The following is a 21,525-nucleotide window of genomic DNA, read 5'->3' as shown; positions in this document are numbered from 1 at the left end:
GGGGGGGGGGGGGGGGGGCGTGCACACGCCCGCCCGACGGCGGTTGCCGACCGGCCCTGTCCCGAGGCCGAGTCGCACTGCGGTACCCGAAGATCCGGTACCGAACCGACTGCTCTGCTGCCTCACGCCGGCCGCGTCACCAGACCGTTGTGAGGAGTTGTGCGAGTGGGTGACTCGCTCGTCTGAGATTAACTCGCGGGTAACGAGCGCGCCAGCCCCCGGTGTTCGTGATGTACGTCCCAAGGGTCCTGTGACGCCCCTAACCTCGGTGTCATGGACGAAGAGTTGCGAGCGCTCACTGAGCGTTTACGGGCCGAGTCGGCGGCATCGGGCGTGCCGGGCGCCCCGGCGGCGTGCGAGCGCCTGCTGGCGACCGGGGACCACGCCGAGCTGGCGGCGGTCCTCACCGAGCCGGGGCAGCCGCTGTGGGCGCGGGAACTGGCGGCGTTCCGGCTGGGTGTGGCGGGGGACCGGCGGGCCTTCGAGTCCCTCGTGCTGCTCCTCAACCACCGCGACCCGCCGCGCTGCGCCTCCGCCGCCCACGCCCTCGCCCGTCTCGGCGACCCCCGCACCGCCCGTGCCGCCGCCGCCCTCGCCACCAACGAACTCCGGGTCGCCTACGCCCTGCACCCGGTACGGCTGCTGGTCGAGCTGCGGGCCCCCGAAGCGGTGCCCGCCCTGATCGCCACGCTGGAACGGCGGCTGCGCTCGCACGACCCGTACCGACGCGTGGCCCTGGCCTGCGTGGAAGGGCTCGGCGCGCTCGGCGACGACCGGGCCGCACCCGTCCTGAACGACGCCCTGGCCCACCCCGCACTGGCCCAGGCAGCGGTGCGGGCGCTGGCGCGGATCCCGGGGCAGCGGTGACCGTGCCTCCGGCGGCGGAGGTCGGGGCCGGCCGGGGTCGGTCGGCCCGGGCGGCGGTGAGCCGTCAGCCGGTCAGGTCCCTGGCGTACCGCACCTCGGGGACCACCGCCCCCGCCACCTCGAAGGGCTCCTCGGCACCGTCCGCACGGAAACCCGCCCGCTCGTAGAAGCGCCGGGCGCGGGCGTTGCCCTCGACCACCCACAGGAGCATGCGCCCGTGCCCGGCGTCCGCGCACCGGCGCACCGACTCCCGCAGCAGGGCCCGCCCGACGCCGGTGCCGAAGCGCGCTGCGTCGACGTACAGCGCGTACAACTCCGCGTCCTCCGTGCGGAGTTCCCCGTCCCGGTACGGCCCGTGGCAGGCCCAGCCGACCACCTCGCCGCCCTCGTCCTCGGCGACCAGGTTCACCATGTCGCCCGGAGCCTGGGCGAAGAGCGCCCGGCGCCGTTCGGCGTCCTCGGCGGCGTCGAGCCCGTCGAGGTACGACTGCGGCATGAGCCCGCGGTAGGCGGTACGCCAGCCCCGGATACGGATGTCGGACACCCGGTCGCAGTCCGCGAGCGTCATCTCCCGCACCAGCAGCCCGTCCCTGTTCACGCTCCCGTCCCCGTTCCCGCTCACGAGGACACGACCGCGAGCGCCTCGATCTCCATCAGGAACTCCGGCCGGACCAGCGCGGCGACCTGTACCGCCGAGGCGGCGGGCAGGCGGTCGTCGGGTATGTGCTCGGCGCGGGCCGCGCGGATCGCGGACATGTGCGCCATGTCCGTGACGAAGAAGGTCAGTTTCACCACGTCGTCGAAGGTCGCGCCGGCCGCCGCCAGGCACCGGCGCAGGTTCTCGAAGACCTGGCGGGCCTGGGCGGCCGCGTCGCCATCACCGACCAGCTTGCCGCCCTCGTCCAGGGCGAGCTGACCGGAGACGGCCACGAACCGTCCGGTGCCGAGGACGACGTGGGTGTACTGGGTGGCGGGTGCGACGCCGTCGGGGGCGGGGATCCTGGTCAGCTCACTCATGCCCCCATGGTGGACCATGGCACTGACAACGCCCCGGGCATTAGTTCCGGAAGCCGAGCAGCCCGTGCAGCGTCGACCCGCGCGACGACGTCGACGCCGCCTTGGACTCCAGTGGCTTCGGGTCGGGCAGCGCCGCGCAGACCGCGTCCGCCTCGCCGGTGCCCGCACCGTCCGGCACGGTGCCGTCGGTCAAGTAGGCGGCCAGGTGCCGGTCCAGGCAGGCGTTCCCGCTCAGCGTGATGCCGTGGTTCCCGCCGCCCTCCTCGACCACCAGGCGCGAACCACGCAGCAGACGGTGTACGGTGACGCCGCCCTCGTACGGGGTGGCCGCGTCGTCCGTCGCCTGGAACAGCAGGGCGGGCGGCAGCGCGTCGTTGGCGACGTCCACCGGCTCACGCGGCTCCGTGGGCCAGAACGCGCACGGCGCGTTGTACCAGGCGTTGTTCCACGTCATGAAGGGAGCCTTCTCGTACATGTCCCAGTTGGCGTCGCGCCACTCGTCCCAGTCGCGCGGCCAGCCCGCGTCGCGGCACAGCACCGAGGTGTAGACGCTGTAACCGTTCTCCCCGGAGGCGTCCACGGCGCCGAAGTTCTCGTACGCCTCGACCAGCGGACCGGTGTCCGCGTCGTTCGCGTACGCGGCGAACGCCTCCGCCAGATAGGGCCAGTAGCCGTTGTAGTAACCGCCGGGGATGAAGGTGTCCTCAAGCTCGGCGGCGCCCACCTTCCCGCCCGCGGGCTCCTTGGACAGCGCCGTGCGCATGGCGTACCAGGCGTCCTCCACCCGCTCCGGGTCGGTGCCCAGCCCGTATGTCGCGTCGTGCCGGGCGATCCAGGCGAGGAAGGCACGGTGGCGGTCGTTGAAGACGAGGTCCTGGTTGAGGTTGGCGTCGTGCCAGACGTCGGTCGGGTCGACGACGGAGTCCAGGACCAGGCGCCGTACGCGCTCCGGGTACAGCTTGGCGTAGACGGCGCCCAGGTAGGTGCCGTACGAGTAGCCGAAGTAGTTCACCTTCTCCGTGCCGAGCGCCGCGCGGATCGCGTCCACGTCCCGCGCGGCGCTCACCGTGTCGATGTACGGCAGCACGTCCCCGTACTTCTCGCCGCACGCCTCGGCGAAGGACTTCGCCCGCGCGAGGTTGGCCTTCTCGACGGCCGGGGTGGCCGGCAGGGAGTCGGGGCGCACCGGGGCGAAGTGGCCCGGCCGGCAGTTCAGCGCGGGCTCGCTCCTGCCGACGCCGCGCGGGTCGAAGCCGATGACGTCGTACTGGGCGGCCACCTCCCCGGGCAGCGAGGACGCCACGAAGCCGGCGAGCGTGAGCCCGCTGCCGCCGGGCCCGCCGGGGTTGACCAGCAACGGGCCCTGGTACTCGTCGGCGGTGTGCGGGACGCGGGACAGCGCCAGCGTGATCCGCTTCCCCTCCGGCCGGGTGTGGTCCAGCGGCACGGTGAGGGACGCGCACTGGAGCGTCGGGTAGTCGGCCGTGCCGCACTTGTTCCAATCGAGTGCCGGGGCGCCCGGGGCCGCCCCGGCGGGAACGGCCGCGACCGTCGCGGCGGCGATCACGGCGGCGCCGCACAGCGCGGCTGCGCGTTGTCTCATGGCGTTCATCGTCCCGAGGAGCGTCGCCGGATGAACGCGTTCTGTTCATACTTGACCCAATTGGGTCGGTGAGTGCGCCTCAGATGAGCGAAAGCTGCACCGGTTCACTCGGAGCAGAGTCCACCTGCGGCTCCGCGATCCGCCGCGGCGTCCCCGCGTGCGTGGGACCGATGCCGTACTCCCGCGCAAGACCGTGCACCTGGCGTGTGATCCGGCGCTGATACCACTTCGGGGCGTACGCGCCCTCCGCGTACAGCCGCTCGTAGCGGCGCACCAGGTGCGGGTGGTGCCGGCCGAGCCAGGCCATGAACCACTCCCGGGCGCCGGGCCGCAGGTGCAGTACCAGCGGCGTCACCGAAGTGGCGCCGGCGGCGGCGATCGCCCGCACGGTCGCGCGCAGTTGGGCCGGTTCGTCGCTCAGGAAGGGGATGACCGGCGCCATCAGCACGCCGCAGCCGATCCCGCGCTCGCCGAGGGTCCGTACGACCTCCAGGCGGCGCTCCGGCGCGGGCGTGCCCGGCTCGACGGTGCGCCACAGCTCGGGATCGGTGAAGCCGACCGAGACCGAGATCCCCACGTCCGTCACCCGTGCCGCCCGGGTCAGCAGGTCCAGGTCGCGCAGGATCAGCGTGCCCTTGGTCAGGATCGAGAAGGGGTTCGCCCGCTCGGTGAGCGCCTCGATGATGCCCGGCATCAGCCGGTAGCGGCCCTCCGCGCGCTGGTAGCAGTCGACGTTCGTGCCCATCGCGACGTGCTCGCCCTGCCAGCGCCGCGAGGCCAGCTGGCGGCGCAGCAGCTCCGGCGCGTTCACCTTGACGACGATCTGGGAGTCGAAGCCGAGGCCGGTGTCGAGATCCAGGTAGCTGTGCGTCTTGCGGGCGAAGCAGTACACGCACGCGTGCGAACAGCCCCGGTACGGATTGACCGTCCACTCGAACGGCATGCGCGAGGCGCCCGGTACCCGGTTGAGGATCGAGCGGGCCCGCACCTCGTGGAAGGTGATGCCGCGGAACTCGGGCGTGTCGAACGTGCGGGTGGTGACCGCGTCCGCGCCGAACAGCGCGGGGTCGGCGGCCCGGGCGTGGTCGGAGTCCGTGAGCTTCTCCCAGCGCATGGCGCCTCCTCGGTAGTGCTGCGAACGCCACAATAGAACACTTGTTCCCTTGATCGTGCGGACCAGTCGCCCGGCGGTGCCCGGGCCAGTCGCACAGGGCCGCTTCACGCCCCCCGATTTGGTGGCCGGGCGGCGGGGTGGTTGGCTTGCCCCGACCCCGAGAACCAGGCCCTGGAGGGACCCGATGGCGCAGGTCGAGGCGGAGACGGAGCGGATCGTCGCGGCGGACGCGGAGACGGTGTTCGACACCCTCGCGGACTACAGCGGCACCCGCGCGAAGCTGCTGCCCGAGCACTTCAGCGAGTACGAGGTCCGCGAGGGCGGCGACGGCGAGGGCACCCTCGTGCACTGGAAGCTCCAGGCCACCAGCAAGCGCGTCCGTGACTGCCTGCTGGAGGTCACCGAGCCCTCCGACGGCGAGCTGGTGGAGAAGGACCGCAACTCCACCATGGTCACCACCTGGCGGGTCACGCCGGCGGGCGAGGGCAAGTCCCGGGTGGTCGTCCACACCGCCTGGCAGGGCGCCGGCGGCGTCGGCGGCTTCTTCGAGAAGACCTTCGCCCCCAAGGGGCTCGCCCGCATCTACGACGCCATGCTCGCCAAGCTCGCGGCCGAGGTCGAGAAGTAGCGGAAGCAGTCAAGAGGCAGGCGCGGGGCGGTCGTTGGCCGCCTCACCGGTTCGAGTGATCTCCGCCCGAAACCGCCGTACTTCCGTAACTCGTCGCACTTGTTCGCAGTTGCCGCATCAGGCGGCAATTGTGAGCAGGTGTGACGAGGGGAGCGGAACATGGGCGGGATCACTCTGGTACAGGACGAACCGGTCGCCGCACCACCCACGCCCCCCGAGCCCCCCGCACCCGGGCCCGAGCCCGGAGCCGGGCTGAGCCCGCGCCGGGTGCGGCTGGTCTTCGTCGGACTGATGCTGGCGCTGCTGCTCGCCGCCCTCGAGCAGATGATCGTCGCCACCGCGCTGCCGAAGATCGTCGGCGAGCTGCACGGCCTGGACAAGATGTCCTGGGCGATCACCGCCTACCTGCTCACCTCCACCGTCGGCCTGCCGATCTACGGCAAGCTCGGTGACCTCTTCGGCCGCAAGGGCGTCTTCCAGTTCGCCATCCTGGTGTTCATCGTCGGCTCGGCGCTCGCCGGCCGCGCCCAGACCATGGACCAGCTGATCGCCTTCCGCGCGGTGCAGGGCGTCGGCGCGGGCGGCCTGATGATCGGCGTGCAGGCGATCATCGCGGACATCGTGCCGCCCCGCGAGCGCGGCCGGTTCATGGGCCTGATCGGCGCCGCCTTCGGACTCGCCTCGGTCGCCGGCCCCCTGCTGGGCGGCTACTTCACCGACCACCTCTCCTGGCGCTGGTGCTTCTACATCAACGTCCCCTTCGGCCTGGTCACCATGGCCGTCGTGGCCGTGGTCCTGAAGCTGCCCAAGCCGACGGCCAAACCCCGCCTCGACATCCTCGGCGCCCTGCTGCTCGCCGCCGCCTCCACCTGCCTGGTGCTGCTGACCAGCTGGGGCGGCACCGAGTACGCGTGGGGTTCCAGCGTCATCCTCGGCCTCGCCGCCGGAGCGGTCGCCGCCACCGTCCTCTTCCTGATCGCCGAACACTTCGCGCCCGAACCCCTGATCCCGCTGCGGCTGTTCCGGGACTCCGTCTTCAACGTCACCGGCCTGGTGGGCCTCGTCATCGGCGTCGCCCTCTTCGGCGCCGCCAGTTACCTGCCGACCTTCCTCCAGATGGTCGACGGCGCCACCGCCACCGAGTCCGGCCTGCTGATGCTGCCGATGATGGGCGGCATCGTCGGCACCTCGATCATCTCCGGTCAGCTCATCAGCCGCACCGGGCACTACCGGTCCCACCCGATCCTCGGCAGCGCCCTGTCCGTCGTCGGCATGTGGCTGCTGTCCCGGCTCGACGCCGACACGCCGCGCCTGCACTACAGCATCTGGATGGCCGTCCTCGGCGCCGGTATCGGCATGGTGATGCCCGTCCTGGTCCTCGCCGTGCAGAACTCCGTACGCCCCGCCGACCTCGGCACCGCCACCAGCGCCAACAACTACTTCCGGCAGATCGGCGGCAGTGTCGGCGCGGCCGTCTTCGGCACCCTCTTCGCCGACCGCCTCGCCGACGCCCTGGCCGACCGCGTCCCCGCCGAGGCGGGCGCCGGACTGCCCGACGCGGAGGCCATCACCCCCCAGCTCGTCCACTCCCTGCCCCCGGCGCTGCGCGACGCCTACATCGGGGCGTACGCCGACGCCATGCCGCGGATCTTCCTCTACCTGGTGCCGGTCCTCGTCCTCGGCCTGCTCATCGCCTTCTTCCTCAAGGAGAAACCCCTGGTGTCCCACAACGCCCCCGTCACCGACCCGGAAACCGCGCAGCCCGTCCCGTCCGTCGCGTCCGTCCCGCAGGCCAGGTCGCCGTACGCCGCGGGCATCCCGGTCTGCGGCACCGTGCAGCACCCCGACGGCACCGTCGTGCCCCGCGCGGCGCTCACCCTCATCGACGTCGGCGGCCAGCAGATCGGCCGGGGCGCCAGCGGCGACGACGGACGGTACGCGCTGGCCACGCCCGGCTCGGGGTCGTACGTCCTGATCGCGGCGGCCGGCGGCCACCAGCCGCAGGCGGTCTCCGTGACCGTCGGCGAACGCCCGGTGGAGCTGGACGTCGTCCTCGGCGGCGCCGGCCGCCTCGCCGGGAGCGTGCTCACCGCGGACGGCAGCCCCGTGCGCGACGCGATCGTCACGCTGACCAACGTCCACGGCGAGGTCGTCTCCACCACCCGCAGCGGCCGGGAGGGCGGCTACGTCATCACCGAGCTGGTGGCCGGCGAGTACACCCTCGCCGCCAGCGCCCCCGCCTTCCGCCCCGCCGCACTGCCGGTCAGCGTCCAGGCGGCTCGGGAAACCCGCCAGGACGTCGAACTGGCCGGCGGCGCCGTACTGCGCGGCACCGTGCGCGCCGGTGGCGGACGCGTCGTCGAGGACGCGCGCGTGACGCTGCTGGACGCGGCGGGCAACGTCGTGGACACCCTGACCACCGGTCCCGACGGCACCTTCCGGTTCGTCGACCTCTCGTCCGGCGAGTACACCGTCATCGCCGCCGGCTACCCGCCCGTGGCCACCGTCCTCCAAGTGGCCGGCGGCGGCCGTACGGAACGCGACCTCCAGCTCGGACACGAGGACTGAGACCGGTACACCGGCGCGCGGGCGCGCGCCGGTGTGTTCGCGCGCCACCAATTCCCCCGTTGCCGCACATGGTCACCGGCCACCGCCGTACGGTGGTGACGGCGACACGGATCTTGCGGAGCCGCGGGAGAGAGGGCCTGACGCCATGGACCATGGCACCGAGCGGGACACACCTCCCGGCCGCGGAGCCGGACCCGGCGCCGTGCGGGCCGACCCCGTGGCGGGCCGCGTCCCACTGGCCGTGGTCGTGGTGGACCGCGACGGACTGGTCTCCCACTGGAGCCGGGGCGCACGACGGCTGTTCGCCCTGCCCAAGGAAGAGGCGATCGGGCGGCCCGCCCCCGACCTGCTCCCCGTCTCCGGCGTGCTGCCCGGGACCGAGGACGCCGGTGACGACCACGGCTCCTGGGCGGCGTACGACGGTCTCGGACCGGGACTGGAGTCCTCCCTCGACGGACGGCTCTCCTACCCGGCGGCGGGCCGCGCCCGCCTGACCGTGCCGGACGACGACCGTGTCGACGTGCTCTGGTGGGCCTATCCGCTGGTCGGCCCCGGCCCGGAGCGCCTTCTCGTCCTGGCGGCCGACGCGGACGCGCTGCGAGGGGACTACGGCATCGGCGAGCCCGGCGAGGACCGGTACGGCAGCGCCGCCCCGGCGACCGTCGAGCGGATCGCCCCCGGCTTCGCCCTGCACACCGACTTCCCCGGTGCCGACGAACTCGCCCGCCGCCTCCCCGAGATCCTGCCCAGCATGAGCGTCGGCGAGAGCGCCCGCATCGTCGCGCAGGTCCTGGAACTCGGCTACCCGGTCCTGGAGTTCAGCCAGAACGACCGGGTGCCCGTCACCCCCGACTGGGGTGTGCCCCGGCGCGCCGAGCGCAGGGCGCGCCGGGAGCGGGCGGCACGAGCCCTCGCGGCCGGTGATCCGGTCCCCGACGACGTGCGCGAGGAGGCCGAGGACCTCGAGTACGCCGCCGTCCGCGAACGCCTGGAATTCCTCAACGAGGTCAGCGGACGGATCGGCACCTCCCTGGACCTCTCGCGGACCATCGTGGAGGTGAGCCGGGCCGTCGTCCCCCGCTTCACCGACGTCGCCGGCACCTACCTGCGCGAACAGATCGTCGCCGGTGAGGGCTTCCCCGACGGCGTGCCGGACACCACCACGATGTGGCACCGGGTCGCCCTGGAACACACCGACGAACCCGGTCGCTGGGACGACGTCGTACCGGTCGGCGAGGCCATGCCGTTCCCGGCGCACACCCCCTTCTTCCAGTGCATGACCAGCGGTGAACCCGTCCTGGTGCCGCGCATCACCGAGGAGATGGGCCACGCCATCGCCTCGCAGTTCGAGAAGCGGGACATCAGACCGCTCATCACGGGCCGCTCCATGCTCCTGGTGCCGCTGAAGGCGCGCCACGTCGTCCTCGGCTTCATGATCCTGCTGCGCCACCCGGAACGGGCCGTCTTCAACGACATGGACCGCGTCACCGGCGCCGAACTCGCCGCCCGCGCGGGGCTCGTCCTCGACAACGCGCGCATGTACACGTACCAGGAGAACATGGCGGAGACGCTCCAGGACAGCATGCTGCCGCACATCCCCGCGCGCATGGCGGGCTGCGACATCGCCACCCGCTACCTGCCGGGCACGCTGCTCGGCCGGGTCGGCGGCGACTGGTTCGACGCGGTGAAACTGCCCGGCGCCCGCACCGCCCTCGTCGTCGGCGACGTCATGGGGCACGGGCTCAACTCCGCCGCGATGATGGGGCAGCTGCGCACCGCCGTGCAGACCATGGCCGGGCTCGACCTGCCGCCCGCCCAGCTGCTGCGCAACCTCGACGACCTCGCCCAGCGGCTCGGTGACACCCACCTGGCGACCTGCCTGTACGCCGTCTACGACCCCATCGCCGGTGAACTGCGCCTCGCCAACGCGGGCCACATCCCGCCCGTCCTGGTCCGCGCGGCCGACGGCGGCAGCGAGTTGATCGAACTGCCCACGGGGGCGCCCATCGGCGTCGGCGGGGTGCCCTTCGAGGCGGTGCGGGTGCCGGTGGCGCCCGGCGACCGGCTGGTGATGTGCACCGACGGTCTGGTGGAGGTGCGCGGCGAGGACATCGGCACCGGCCTGGCGACCCTGTGCGAGTCCGCTGCCCACCCGGCCGCCTCCATGGACGACGCCTGCGACACCATCATCCGCGCGCTGGGCACCCGCGGCGGCCGCAAGGACGACGTGGCGCTGCTGATGGCCAGGCTCAGCGGCATCGGCACCGATGCCGTCGCCGAGTGGCGCCTCGCCCGCGACCCCGCCGAGGTGCCCCGGGCCCGCGCGGCCGTCCGCGAGCAGCTCCACGACTGGGGCCTGCCGAAACTGGCCGACGCCGCCGAGCTGATGGCCGGCGAACTCGTCACCAACGCCGTGCGGCACGCCCACGCCCGGCCCGTGGAACTGCGCCTGGTGCGCGCCGACACGCTGCTGTGCGAGGTGGACGACGACGACCACGACCTGCCGGCCCTGCGCACCGCCGGTCCCACCGACGAGGCCGGCCGAGGCCTGCGCGTGGTCAGCACCCTCGCCCGCGAATGGGGCGCGAGCCGGACGAAGACCGGCAAGACCGTCTGGTTCGAACTGACGCTGCCGCGTCGCTGAGCCGTCCCGGACCGCCGGGTCGTCGCGCGTCGACGGGGGCGCGCGACGTTCGCACGTCCGGTGAAGGAATGCGCCGGGCGCTTGTGGCCGTGCGCCGGGCGCGGTACACCGTACGAGCCCGTCACCGCCGACGGGCCGTACGTCGTCGCACCTGGGGAGACGCGCATGAGCGTGACGAGTCGGTACCGGAACGCCTGGGAGAGCTTCTGGAGCGAGGCCCCCGAGGGACAGGGGGCGGTGTTCTGGGACGCGGAGCCGATACTGACCGCCGGCCGACACCTGGCCCACTTCGAACCGCACCTCGTCGACCCCGGCCTGCCCATGATCGACCTCGGCTGCGGCAACGGCACCCAGACCCGCTACCTCGCCGAGCGCTTCGGGCACGTCGTCGGCGCCGATCTGTCCGCCGCCGCCCTCGACCACGCCCGCCGCGCCGACCCCGCCGCCCAGGCGACCTACCGGCAACTGGACGCCGCGGACAAGGCGGAGGCGGAGACCCTGCACGCCGAGCTGGGCGACGCCAACGTCTACGTGCGGGGCGTCCTGCACCAGTGCGAGCCCGACGACCGGCAGCCACTGGCCGACGCCCTCGCCGCTCTCGTCGGCGAACGCGGCCGGGCCTTCCTGGTGGAGCCCTCGCAGGCCGCCAAGACCGTCCTCATGGGGCTGGCCCAGGGACCCGGCGGCCCACCGGCCAAGCTCGCGCCCGTCCTCCGCCACGGACTGACCCCCGGCGCGGCCCCCGACGACGCGGTGCCGGAGCACCTCCGCGCCGCCGGCCTCACCGTCCTCGCGAACGGTGAACTCCCGCTGATCAGCACGGAGTACACGGCAGACGGCACGCGCATCGAACTGCCGTCGGCGTGGGTGGTGGCGGGAAGGGGGTGACGAGGGCGGCCGACCGCCCCCGACCAGCCATTGGTCTGGGCCGGTGAGAGTTTTCCACAGGCCTGGCTGGGGGTCGGCGCGACCGCGTAACGTGGCGCAGCATGAAGATCCTCATCAGCGCCGACATGGAAGGCGCCACCGGTGTCACCTGGCCGGCCGACGTGCTGCCGGGGACTCCGCAGTGGGAGCGGTGCCGGTCGATGTTCACCTCGGACGTGAACGCGGCCGTGCTGGGCTTCCTCGACGGCGGGGCCGACGAGGTGCTGGTCAACGAGGCGCACTGGACGATGCGCAATCTGCTCCTGGAGCAGCTCGACGAGCGGACGCAGATGCTCACCGGCCGGCACAAGGCGCTGTCCATGGTGGAGGGCGTCCAGCACGGGGACGTGGACGGCATCGCCTTCATCGGGTACCACGGGGGCGCCGGTATGGAGGGCGTCCTCGCGCACACCTTCCTCGCCAACCAGATCACCGGTGTCTGGCTGAACGACGTACGGGCCAGTGAGGGTCTGCTCAACGCGCACGTCGTCGCCGAGTACGGGGTGCCGGTGGTGCTGGTCACCGGGGACGACGTGGCCTGCGAGGACGCGCTCGGATACGCGCCCGAGGCGCTGAAGGTCGCGGTCAAGGACCATGTGTCGCGGTACGCGGCGGTGTGCCGTACGCCGGCCAGGACCGCCGCCGACATCCGGGCGGCGGCCAAGGAGGCGGCGGCGCTCGCGGTGCGGCACGAACCGGTGAGCGGCGGGCCCTTCACCGTCGCCGTGGAGTTCGACGCCGAGCACCTGGCGGCGGCCTCGACCGTCGTGCCGGGTGTGGCCCGCATCGGCGAGCGCAAGGTGGCGTACACCCACGAGACCATGTTCGAGGCGATCCGTACCTTCAAGGCGGTCACCACGATCGCCTCGGCCGCCGTGGAGGAGCAGTATGGCTGAGCAGCAGACCGGGCAGCAGTCCGGGCAGACGGGCGCACAGGCGCTGGACGAGGTCGTGCGGTTCACGTCCGACCTCATCCGGTTCGACACGACGAACCGGGGCGGCGGCGACTGCCGGGAGCGCCCGGCCGCCGAGTACGCCGCCGCGCGGCTCGCCGAGGCCGGGATCGAGCCCACGCTGCTGGAGCGGACCGAGGGCCGGACCAACGTCGTCGCCCGCATCGAGGGCACCGACCCGTCGGCCGGCGCGCTCCTCGTGCACGGGCACCTGGACGTGGTGCCCGCCGAGGCCGCCGACTGGAGCGTGGACCCGTTCTCCGGGGAGATCCGCGACGGGGTCGTGTGGGGGCGCGGCGCCGTCGACATGAAGAACATGGACGCGATGATCCTGGCCGCCGTGCGCGACTGGGCCCGGCAGGGAGTACGGCCCCGGCGGGACATCGTGATCGCGTTCACCGCGGACGAGGAGGCCAGCGCCGAGGACGGCTCCGGCTTCCTCGCCGACCGGCACGCCGCCCTGTTCGAGGGCTGCACCGAGGGCGTCAGCGAGTCGGGGGCGTTCACCTTCCACGACGGCGCCGGACGGCAGTTCTACCCGATCGCCGCCGGTGAGCGCGGCACGGGCTGGCTCAAGCTCACCGCGCGCGGGCGGGCCGGCCACGGCTCCAAGGTGAACAGGGAGAACGCGGTCACCCGCCTCGCCGCGGCGGTCACCCGCATCGGCGACCACGAGTGGCCGTTGCGCCTGACCCCGACCGTGCGCGCCGCGCTGAGCGAACTCGCCGCCGTCTACGGCATCGAGACCGACCTGCACGACGTCGACGCGCTGCTGGACAAGCTGGGACCCGCGGCCAAGCTGGTCGAGGCCACCGTCCGCAACAGCAGCAACCCGACCATGCTGGACGCCGGCTACAAGGTCAACGTCATCCCCGGTGAGGCCGTCGCCTATGTCGACGGGCGGTTCCTGCACGGCTGCGAGGACGAGTTCCGCGCCACCCTCGACCGGCTCACCGGCCCGGACGTCGCCTGGGAGTTCGCCCACCGCGAGGTCGCCCTCCAGGCGCCGGTGGACTCGCCGACGTACGCCAGGATGCGCGCCGCCGTCGAGGAGTTCGCCCCCGAGGGACACGTGGTGCCGTACTGCATGTCCGGCGGCACGGACGCCAAGCAGTTCTCCCGGCTGGGGATCACCGGCTACGGGTTCGCGCCGTTGAAGCTGCCCGAGGGCTTCGACTACCAGGCCCTCTTCCACGGCGTGGACGAACGTGTCCCCGTCGAGGCGCTGCACTTCGGCGTGCGGGTCCTCGACCGTTTCCTGCGCACGGCCTAGCGGACGGCCGGGGACCGCACCGAGAAGGAGCTGGAGGAAAGAGTGGGGGAGTCAGTGCAGACCCTGCCGTACGGATCGTGGCCGTCGCCGGTCGACGCGGCCCTCGCCGCCGCGCACGACGGGCGGCCCGACGAGGTGGCCTTCGTCGGCGACGAGGTGTGGTGGACCGCGCCCAGGCCCACCGAGGGCGGCCGGCGCACGCTCGTGCGGCGGCACCCCGACGGCACGGAGGAGCCGGTGCTGGCCGCGCCGTGGAACGTGCGCAGCCGCGTCCTGGAGTACGGCGGCCGGCCCTGGGCGGCGCACATGACCGGGACCGGGCCGCTGGTCGTCTTCGTGCACTTCGCCGACCAGCGGCTGTACGCCTACGAGCCGGGCGGTGGCGAGCCGCGTCCGCTGACGCCCGTCTCCCCGGTGGGCGGCGGGCTGCGCTGGGCCGAGCCGGAGCTGCAACCCGAGCGCGGCGAGGTGTGGTGCGTCCTGGAGGAGTTCACCGGGGACGGTCCCACCGACGTGCGCCGGGTCCCCGTCGCGGTGCCGCTGGACGGCTCGGCGGCCGGTGACCGGACCGAGGTGCGCGAACTCACCGGCGAACGCCACCGGTTCGTCACCGGCCCCCGCCTCTCGCCCGACGGGCGGCGCGCGGCCTGGCTCGCCTGGGACCACCCCCGCATGCCCTGGGACGGCACCGAGCTGATCGTCGCGGAGATCGACCCCGACGGCACCTTCCTGGGCGCCCGGACCGTCGCCGGCGGGCCCGAGGAGTCGATCGCCCAGGCCGACTGGGCGCCCGACGGAGCCCTGCTGTACGCCTCCGACCGCACCGGCTGGTGGAACCTCTACCGCGACGGACAGCCGCTGTGCGCCCGCGAGGAGGAGTTCGGCGGGCCCCTGTGGAAGCTCGGGCAGCGCTGGTTCGCACCGCTGGACAGCGGCCTGATCGCCGTCGTGCACGGCCGTGGCGCCACCGCCCTCGGCATACTCGACCCCGAGACCGGCGAAGTCGTCGACGCGGTCGGTCCCTGGACCGAGTTCGCCGCGACCCTCGCCGTCCACGGCGAGCGGGCCGTGGCCGTCGGCGCGAGCCCGCGCAGCGCCTACGAGGTGGTCGAGCTGGACGCCCGCACCGGCCGGGCCCGGGTGATCGGCGCCCCGCACGAGGACGCCGTCGACCCGGCCTACTACCCCGAGCCGCACAGCCGCACCTTCACCGGCCCCGACGGCCGCGAGATCCACGCCCACGTCCACCCGCCGCACAACCCCGGCTTCCGCGCGCCGGACGGCGAACTGCCGCCGTACGTGATCTGGGCCCACGGCGGCCCCACCAACCGCTCGCCCCTCGTGCTGGACCTGGAGATCGCCTACTTCACCTCCCGCGGCATCGGCGTCGCCGAGGTCGACTACGGCGGCTCCACCGGGTACGGCCGGGAGTACCGCAACCGGCTGCGCGAGCAGTGGGGCGTGGTCGACGTCGAGGACTGCGCCGCCGTCGCCCTCACGCTCGCCGACGAGGGCGCCGCCGACCGGAAGCGGCTCGCCGTACGCGGCGGTAGCGCGGGCGGCTGGACCAGCGCCGCTTCCCTGGCCACCACCGACGTCTACGCCTGCGGCACCGTCATCTACCCGGTCCTCGACCTGACCGGCTGGGCCACGGGAGGGACCCACGACTTCGAGTCGCAGTACCTGGAGAGCCTGATCGGACCCCACGCCGAGGTGCCCGACCGGTACGCCGAGCGGTCGCCCGTCGCACACGCCGAGCAGGTCACCGCGCCCTTCCTGCTGCTCCAGGGGCTGGACGACGTGATCTGCCCGCCCGTGCAGTGCGAGCGTTTCCTCGACCGCATGGCGGGCCGGGGAGTGCCGCACGCCTACCTCGCCTTCGAGGGCGAGGGACACGGATTCCGGCGCGCGGAGACCATGGTGCGCGCACTGGAGGCGGAACTCTCCCTCTACGCCCAGGTCTTCGGCCTGAACTCGCCGCCGGGCATCCCCACCTTGGAGCTGACCCGGTGAAGCCCCTGGACCGGCCGGCCCGGCTCGCCCCCGGGGCCCGGGTGGCGGTCGTCGCGCCCAGCGGGCCCGTACCGGAGGAGCGGCTGCAGGCGGGACTGGACGTGCTGCGCGGCTGGGACCTGGACCCGGTCGTGGCGCCGCACGTCCTGGACCGGCACCCGTCCTTCGACTACCTCGCGGGCACCGACGCGGACCGTGCCGCCGACCTCCAGTCCGCCTGGTGCGACCCGTCCGTCGACGCCGTGCTGTGCGCCCGCGGCGGCTACGGCGTCCAGCGCATGGCCGACCTGCTCGACTGGGAGGCGATGCGGGCGGCCGGGCCGAAGGTGTTCGTCGGCTTCAGCGACATCACCGCGCTGCACGAGGCCTTCGCCACCCGCCTCGGCCTGGTCACCTTGCACGGGCCGATGGCCGCCGGGGTCGACTTCCTCAAGAACGCGCGGGCACAGGAGCACCTGAGGGCCACCCTGTTCGCCCCGGAAACGGTCCGCGTGATCGCCTCCGACGGCACGCCCATGGTCCCCGGCCGGGCGCGGGGCGTCACCCTCGGCGGCTGCCTCGCCCTGCTCGCCGCCGAGATCGGCACCCCGCACGGCCGCACCCGAGCGCGCGGCGGGCTGCTGTGCCTGGAGGACGTGGGGGAGGAGACGTACCGGCTCGACCGCTACCTGACCCAGCTGCTGCGGGCCGGCCTGCTCGACGGGATCGCCGGGGTGCTGCTCGGCTCCTGGCACGAGTGCGAGCCCTACGAGAAGCTGCGGCCGATGCTGGCCGACCGGCTCGGCGGCCTCGGCGTGCCCGTCGTCGAGGACTTCGGCTTCGGACACTGCGAGGGCGCGCTGACCATCCCGTTCGGCGTGGCGGCGGAACTCGACGCGGACGCGGGCACCCTGACGCTGGACGAACCGGCCCTGCGCTGAGCCGCGCCCCGCACCCGCCCGTCGTAGGCTGGCGGAATGCCGCACAACGCATCCCGCCACCTCGCCGAGGGCCCGCGCGTGGGCATACGGCACTTCACCTACGAGGACGGCGCCGAGTTCACCGCCCGCGCCCGGGAGAGCAAGGACCTGCACCACCCGTGGCTCTTCCCGCCGGACAGTGTCCAGGCGTACGAGGCCTACGCGGCCCGGCTGATCGAGGACCCCACCAAGGCCGGATTCCTGATCTGCGAGAAGGACGCGGAGAAGGACGCGGAGACGGACGCGGGCACAGCGGGCGGCGGCGCCATCGCCGGCTTCGTCAACATCAACAACATCGTGCACGGCGGCTTCCTCAGCGGCGCGCTCGGCTACGGGGCCTTCGCCCACGCGGCCGGGCGGGGGCTGATGCGCGAAGGGCTTGACCTCGTCGTGCGGTACGCCTTCGGGCCGATGCGGCTGCACCGGCTGGAGATCAACGTGCAGCCGGGCAACGCCGCCTCCATCGCGCTGGCCCGCGCCTGCGGCTTCCGGCTGGAGGGCTTCTCGCCGCGGATGCTCCACATCGACGGCGCGTGGCGGGACCACCAGCGCTGGGCGATCACCGCCGAGACCGTGACCTCTGGGATCTCTGGGATCTCTGGGATCTCTGGGATCTCTGGTTGATCTTCCTCGCCGAATGTCGGCGGGCGCCCTGTTCAGCGGGCCCCGGAGCGGCTTCCATGGGGAAGCGTGACGACGATCCGACGTGAGGTACTGACGCTGCCCGCCGCGCCGCTCGGCCCGGACAACCCCCTGCCGCCGCTGCGCCCCCTGGACGAGGCCCACCGCATCGACGAACGCGACCGGGCCGGCCTGCCCCGCGACATGGCCCGCCAAGTCGGTTACGCACCCCTGCGCAGCCTGCTGCCCGCGCCGGTCCGGGACGGTTACGGGCGAGTGCGCGAGCCCCGCGAGTTCGACGCCCTCGTCCTCGAGAACGACCGGCTGCGGGCCACCGTCGTGCCCGCCCTGGGCGGCCGCGTCACCTCCCTCTTCCACAAGCCGACCGACCGCGAACTGCTCTACGTGAACCCCGTCCTCCAGCCCGCCAACTTCGCCCTCAACGGCGCCTGCTTCTCCGGCGGCATCGAGTGGAACATCGGCGCCACCGGCCACACCACCCTCTCCTGCTCGCCCGTGCACGCCGCGCGCGTGCCCGCGCCGGACGGCGGTCAGATGCTGCGCCTGTGGGAGTGGGAGCGGCTGCGCGACCTGCCCTTCCAGGTCGACCTGTGGCTCCCGGAGGACTCGGACTTCCTCCACGTCGGCGTCCGCGTCCGCAATCCGCACGAGCGCCCGGTCCCCACCTACTGGTGGTCCAACATCGCCGTCCCCGAGGACCGCCGCGTCCTCGCCCCCGCCGACGAGGCCTGGCTCTTCGGCTACGAGCGGCGGCTGCGCCGCATCCCGGTCCCCTCCCACGACGGTGCCGACCGCACCTACCCGCGCAACAGCACCCACCCCGCCGACTGGTTCTACGAGGTGCCGGACGGGCGGCGCCGCTGGATCGCCGCGCTCGACGAGCACGGGCACGGGCTGGCGCAGACGTCGACCGACGTACTGCGCGGCCGGAAGCTGTTCGTGTGGGGCACCGGACCGGGCGGGCGGCGCTGGCAGGAGTGGCTCACCGAACCCGGCACCGGCGGCTACTGCGAGATACAGGCCGGACTCGCCCGCACCCAGCTCGAACACGTCAAGCTGGAGGCGGAGAGCGAGGTGTCCTGGCTGGAGGCGTACGGGCCGCTCGACGCGGACCCGGAGGGGGAGTGGCACACCGTGCTGCACCGGGCCGAAAACCGGCTGGAGGCGGTCCTGCCGCGCACCCGCGTGGACGCGGCGTACGAGTCATGGCGGCCGTATGCCGACGCCGAGCCCGGCGAGCGCCTGGCCACCGGATCGGGGTGGGGCGCCCTCGAAGTGCTCCGCGCGGGCTGGAAGCTGCCCGGCACGCCCTTCGAGGAGGCCACCCTCGGCGAGGAACAGCGGCCCTGGCTGCACCTTCTGCACGCCGGTTCGCTGCCCGAGCCCGACCACCACGCACCGCCAGGGGGCACGCTCGTCTCCCGGCCCTGGCGGGACATGCTGGAGACCACGGCCGCCACACCCGCCGCCGAGTACCACCTCGGGGTCGCCCAGTGGCACGGCGACGACCGGGCACAGGCGGTGCGCAGCTGGGAGCGCGGCCTGAAGGACGCCGCCGCCCGCTGGCCGCTGCTGCGCTGCCTCGCCGTCGCCGACCGGGAGGACGGCCACCACGAGCGGGCCGCCGACCGGTACGCGGAGGCCTTCGACGACCTGTGCGCACGGATGCGGGACGGGGCGTCCGGGTCCCGACCGGAGCGGGACGCGGCGGGCCCGGGAGCTGCGGGGCCGGGGGAGGCGGGGCCGGGGGAGGCGGGGCCGCGGGGCACGGCGCCCGGCGCGGAGGCGGCGCATGGTCCGGGCGCGGCGCATGGTCCCGTGGCGGCGCATGGTGTGGGGGCGGTGCCCGGTGCGGATACGGCGCCGGATGCGGGGACGGAGACGGCCGGTCCAGAGGCGCCCGGTGCGGCAACGGTCGGCGTCGCGGACGGCCACGCGTCCCACGCGTCCTGGACGGCGGTCACGGCCGCGCTCGGCGGTGAGGCGATCGGAGCGCTGCTCGCGGTCGGGCGCACGGCGGACGCCCGGTCCGTGTGGGAGCGGCTGGAGCCCGACGTCCGGGCCCGCGGCCGGTTCCGGCTCACCGAGGCGGCGCTGCTGGCCGCCGAGGGCCGGAACGCTGAGGCACGGGCCGTCTTCGACGAGGGCTTCGAGGTCGCCGACCTGCGGGAGGGCGACGAGGTCATCGGCCGGCTGTGGTCCCGGCTCACCGACGAACCGCTCCCCGCCCGGCATGACTTCAGGATGCGGCCGGACGGGGAGTGAACCCCGCCCGGCCCGGGACTACGCGCGCCGGTCCGCGTACTCGTAGATCGTCCCGTCCGGGTGCCGGGCGATCAGATTGCGGCCGGCGGGCGTCGCGACCGGTCCCGCGATAATGTCCGCACCCAGCGAGCCGAGGACCTGGTGGGTCTCCTCGACGTCCGTCACGGCGATCGTCGCGGTCACCTTGCGCAACACCTCGAGCTGGGACTCGGGCCCGCTCATCAGCAGGAAGCAGCCGACCGCGGCGACTTGGACGCCGCCGCGTTCGAAGCGGAGCGCCTGGCCGCCGGCCAGGCCTTCGTAGAAGGGGATCGCCTTCTCCAGGTCGTCGACGTAGATGCGCAGTGTGGCTCCCAGAATGTCCATGCGGACGAGCCTAGTTGGGAGTGGTACGGCCCCGGGTCGCCGTCCCGCCCATGGAAGCCGTGGCCGCGGGTACCCGCAACACATGGACCGCATGGATCACTTGGAACACCTGGACAAGCATCTGGTCGACGAACTGGCGCAGGTGGCACGCGAGACCGTGCGCGACGAGCTGCGGGAACAGACCCGGAAGCAGCGCCGCAAGGCCACGCTGTACGCCGCGTCCGGTGCCGCCGCCCTGTACGCGGGCGCGGCCCTCGCGCTCACGGTGGGCCTGGCCCTCGCCATCGGCCTGCCGGACTGGGCCGCCGCGCTGATCACGGCCGCCCTCCTGGGCCTCGCGGCCTACCTGCTGCGCGGTGCGGCCCGGCCGGGGTCCGCCCACGGCCCGGGACACGGCCACACCCTCAGCGGCGGCGCGCCGGCCGCTCCGCCGAACGGGCTCGGCGTGCCGTACCCGCCGATGCCGCCGACCGCGCCCGGCGGTGTCGGCGGCGCGACCGGCGCCCCGGGGGCGGGCACGCCCGCACCGGGCGCCACCGGGCAGGTGGCACCGCGCCAGGACGACATCGACCCCGAAGCCCCGCACCACCGCGGCTGACCGTTCGCGGAACCGGGCGGAGCAGAGCGGAACCTGACGGCACGGCACCCCCCGAACGTGGTTCGGGGGGTGCCGGCCCGCGCGGGTCAGGCGCTCCGCTGCAACTGCGGCAGCACCTTGGTGCGGTAGAAGTCGAAGAAGCCGCGCAGATCGGGACCGATCTGGTTGACGTAGACCCGGTCGAAACCGGCGTCGGCGAACTGCCGGAGTTCCGCGACGTGCTCGTCCGCGTCGTCGCCGCAGACCCGGCTCTCCCGGACCATGTCCTCGGTGACCAGGGTCTGGGCCTGCTCGAAGTGCTTCGGTGACGGCAGCACCTGGCCCAGCTCGCCCGGCAGCAACTCGTTGGCCCACAGCCGGTGCACGGTCCGTACCGCCTCGTCCCGGTCGGTGTCGTAGCAGACCTTGGTGCCCCCGCTGACGAGTTTCCCGCCGCCCCCGCCCTTGCGGTACTGCTCCACCATCGAGGTGTCCGGCATCATCGTGATGTAGCCGTCGCCCACCCGTGAGGCGAGCTTGGTCGCCGCCGGGCCGAAGCCGGAGATGTCGATCGGGACGGGCTCGTCCGGGACGGTGTAGAGGCGGGCGTTCTCCACCGTGTAATGCGTGCCGTGGTGGTTGACCTCCTCGCCGGTGAACAGCCGACGCATGATGAGGATGGCCTCCTCCAGCATCTCCAGGCGTACGTGCGCGGCCGGCCAGGCGTCCCCGAGGATGTGCTCGTTGAGCGCCTCCCCGGTGCCGACGCCGAGCCGGAAGCGGCCGTCCGTCATCACCGCGCTGGTCGCCGCGGCCTGCGCCACCACCGCCGGGTGGATGCGCACGGTCGGGCAGGTCACCGCCGTCTCGACGGGCAGGGACACCGCGTCGGACAGCGCGCCGATCACCGACCACACGAACGGGCTCTGCCCCTGCTCGCCGTTCCACGGGTGGTAGTGGTCCGAGATCCACAGCGCCTGGAAGCCGGCCTGCTCGGCCATCCGCGCCTGCTCGATCAGCTCCGCGGGACCGTACTGCTCGCACGAGAGGAAATAGCCGTACTCGGGCATGGGGGGTTGCCTCCGGAACATGGGGCGGGTGGGTCCCGG

Annotated in this window: 18 protein-coding genes; 12 read left to right on the top strand and 6 right to left on the bottom strand. The window is 73.4% G+C overall.

Annotation, left to right across the window (positions count from 1 at the left end; genetic code table 11):
• Nucleotides 1-273: 273 nt before the first annotated feature.
• Nucleotides 274-867 (top strand): adenylosuccinate lyase, encoded by a 594-nt coding sequence (locus KUM03_RS31820; protein ID WP_217254017.1) that lies wholly within the window; start codon nucleotides 274-276, stop codon nucleotides 865-867.
• Between the two features lie 64 nt (nucleotides 868-931).
• On the opposite strand, the gene KUM03_RS31815 is transcribed toward KUM03_RS31820, so the two are convergent.
• The 4 genes from KUM03_RS31815 to KUM03_RS31800 all read right to left on the bottom strand — a co-directional run bounded on the left by KUM03_RS31815 (nucleotide 932) and on the right by KUM03_RS31800 (nucleotide 4,601).
• A complete protein-coding gene (locus KUM03_RS31815; protein ID WP_217254087.1) occupies nucleotides 932-1,435 on the bottom strand; it encodes a GNAT family N-acetyltransferase in 504 nt (167 codons plus the stop codon).
• A gap of 50 nt (nucleotides 1,436-1,485) precedes the next feature.
• Nucleotides 1,486-1,884: a RidA family protein gene (locus KUM03_RS31810; RefSeq protein ID WP_217254016.1), complete on the bottom strand. Its 399-nt coding sequence runs from the start codon at nucleotides 1,882-1,884 to the stop codon at nucleotides 1,486-1,488.
• 40 nt (nucleotides 1,885-1,924) lie between these two features.
• The gene (locus KUM03_RS31805; RefSeq protein WP_217254015.1) at nucleotides 1,925-3,487 is read right to left on the bottom strand and encodes an alpha/beta hydrolase; all 1,563 of its coding nucleotides are present in this window, start codon (nucleotides 3,485-3,487) and stop codon (nucleotides 1,925-1,927) included.
• A 79-nt stretch (nucleotides 3,488-3,566) separates the two neighbouring features.
• A complete protein-coding gene (locus tag KUM03_RS31800; protein ID WP_217254014.1) occupies nucleotides 3,567-4,601 on the bottom strand; it encodes an Rv2578c family radical SAM protein in 1,035 nt (344 codons plus the stop codon).
• Nucleotides 4,602-4,785: 184 nt separating this feature from the next.
• Here KUM03_RS31800 and KUM03_RS31795 point away from each other — a divergent pair, with 184 nt between their 5' ends.
• From KUM03_RS31795 to KUM03_RS31750, 10 genes are all read left to right on the top strand, one after another.
• Nucleotides 4,786-5,229, top strand: coding sequence for an SRPBCC family protein (locus KUM03_RS31795; RefSeq protein ID WP_217254013.1), 444 nt, complete (start codon nucleotides 4,786-4,788; stop codon nucleotides 5,227-5,229).
• 159 nt (nucleotides 5,230-5,388) lie between these two features.
• Nucleotides 5,389-7,797: an MFS transporter gene (locus KUM03_RS31790; RefSeq protein ID WP_217254012.1), complete on the top strand. Its 2,409-nt coding sequence runs from the start codon at nucleotides 5,389-5,391 to the stop codon at nucleotides 7,795-7,797.
• A gap of 145 nt (nucleotides 7,798-7,942) precedes the next feature.
• Nucleotides 7,943-10,441 (top strand): SpoIIE family protein phosphatase, encoded by a 2,499-nt coding sequence (locus KUM03_RS31785; protein WP_217254011.1) that lies wholly within the window; start codon nucleotides 7,943-7,945, stop codon nucleotides 10,439-10,441.
• Nucleotides 10,442-10,606: 165 nt separating this feature from the next.
• Complete coding sequence (locus KUM03_RS31780; protein WP_217254010.1) at nucleotides 10,607-11,329, top strand: class I SAM-dependent methyltransferase; 723 nt, start codon at nucleotides 10,607-10,609, stop codon at nucleotides 11,327-11,329.
• A 101-nt stretch (nucleotides 11,330-11,430) separates the two neighbouring features.
• Nucleotides 11,431-12,264, top strand: a complete 834-nt coding sequence (locus KUM03_RS31775; RefSeq protein WP_217254009.1) for a M55 family metallopeptidase — start codon at nucleotides 11,431-11,433, stop codon at nucleotides 12,262-12,264.
• Nucleotides 12,257-13,594 carry a M20/M25/M40 family metallo-hydrolase gene (locus tag KUM03_RS31770; RefSeq protein WP_217254008.1) on the top strand — a complete coding sequence of 446 codons (1,338 nt, stop codon included), beginning with the start codon at nucleotides 12,257-12,259 and terminating at the stop codon, nucleotides 13,592-13,594. Before KUM03_RS31775 ends, KUM03_RS31770 begins: the two co-directional genes overlap by 8 nt.
• Nucleotides 13,595-13,636: 42 nt before the next feature.
• The gene (locus KUM03_RS31765) at nucleotides 13,637-15,607 is read left to right on the top strand and encodes a prolyl oligopeptidase family serine peptidase (protein ID WP_217254007.1); all 1,971 of its coding nucleotides are present in this window, start codon (nucleotides 13,637-13,639) and stop codon (nucleotides 15,605-15,607) included.
• Nucleotides 15,604-16,527 (top strand): LD-carboxypeptidase, encoded by a 924-nt coding sequence (locus KUM03_RS31760; protein WP_217254006.1) that lies wholly within the window; start codon nucleotides 15,604-15,606, stop codon nucleotides 16,525-16,527. Before KUM03_RS31765 ends, KUM03_RS31760 begins: the two co-directional genes overlap by 4 nt.
• 36 nt (nucleotides 16,528-16,563) lie before the next feature.
• The gene (locus KUM03_RS31755) at nucleotides 16,564-17,190 is read left to right on the top strand and encodes a GNAT family N-acetyltransferase (RefSeq protein WP_217254005.1); all 627 of its coding nucleotides are present in this window, start codon (nucleotides 16,564-16,566) and stop codon (nucleotides 17,188-17,190) included.
• A gap of 66 nt (nucleotides 17,191-17,256) precedes the next feature.
• Entirely contained in the window at nucleotides 17,257-19,473 is a 2,217-nt protein-coding gene (locus tag KUM03_RS31750) for a DUF5107 domain-containing protein (protein ID WP_217254004.1), read from the top strand.
• Between the two features lie 18 nt (nucleotides 19,474-19,491).
• Here the strand turns inward: KUM03_RS31750 and KUM03_RS31745 are convergent, their stop codons facing one another.
• Entirely contained in the window at nucleotides 19,492-19,839 is a 348-nt protein-coding gene (locus KUM03_RS31745; protein ID WP_217254003.1) for a VOC family protein, read from the bottom strand.
• Between the two features lie 82 nt (nucleotides 19,840-19,921).
• Between KUM03_RS31745 and KUM03_RS31740 the strand changes: the two genes are divergently transcribed.
• Nucleotides 19,922-20,437 carry a phage holin family protein gene (locus KUM03_RS31740; protein WP_217254002.1) on the top strand — a complete coding sequence of 172 codons (516 nt, stop codon included), beginning with the start codon at nucleotides 19,922-19,924 and terminating at the stop codon, nucleotides 20,435-20,437.
• Between the two features lie 86 nt (nucleotides 20,438-20,523).
• On the opposite strand, the gene KUM03_RS31735 is transcribed toward KUM03_RS31740, so the two are convergent.
• Nucleotides 20,524-21,486, bottom strand: coding sequence for an LLM class F420-dependent oxidoreductase (locus KUM03_RS31735; RefSeq protein WP_217254001.1), 963 nt, complete (start codon nucleotides 21,484-21,486; stop codon nucleotides 20,524-20,526).
• Nucleotides 21,487-21,525 lie beyond the last annotated feature (39 nt).

Source organism: Streptomyces sp. AC602_WCS936, assembly GCF_019049125.1.
In the GTDB taxonomy this organism is placed as follows: domain Bacteria; phylum Actinomycetota; class Actinomycetes; order Streptomycetales; family Streptomycetaceae; genus Streptomyces.
The sequence above is the reverse complement of the archived record's forward strand: the minus strand, read 5'-3'. Positions and strand labels throughout refer to the sequence as shown.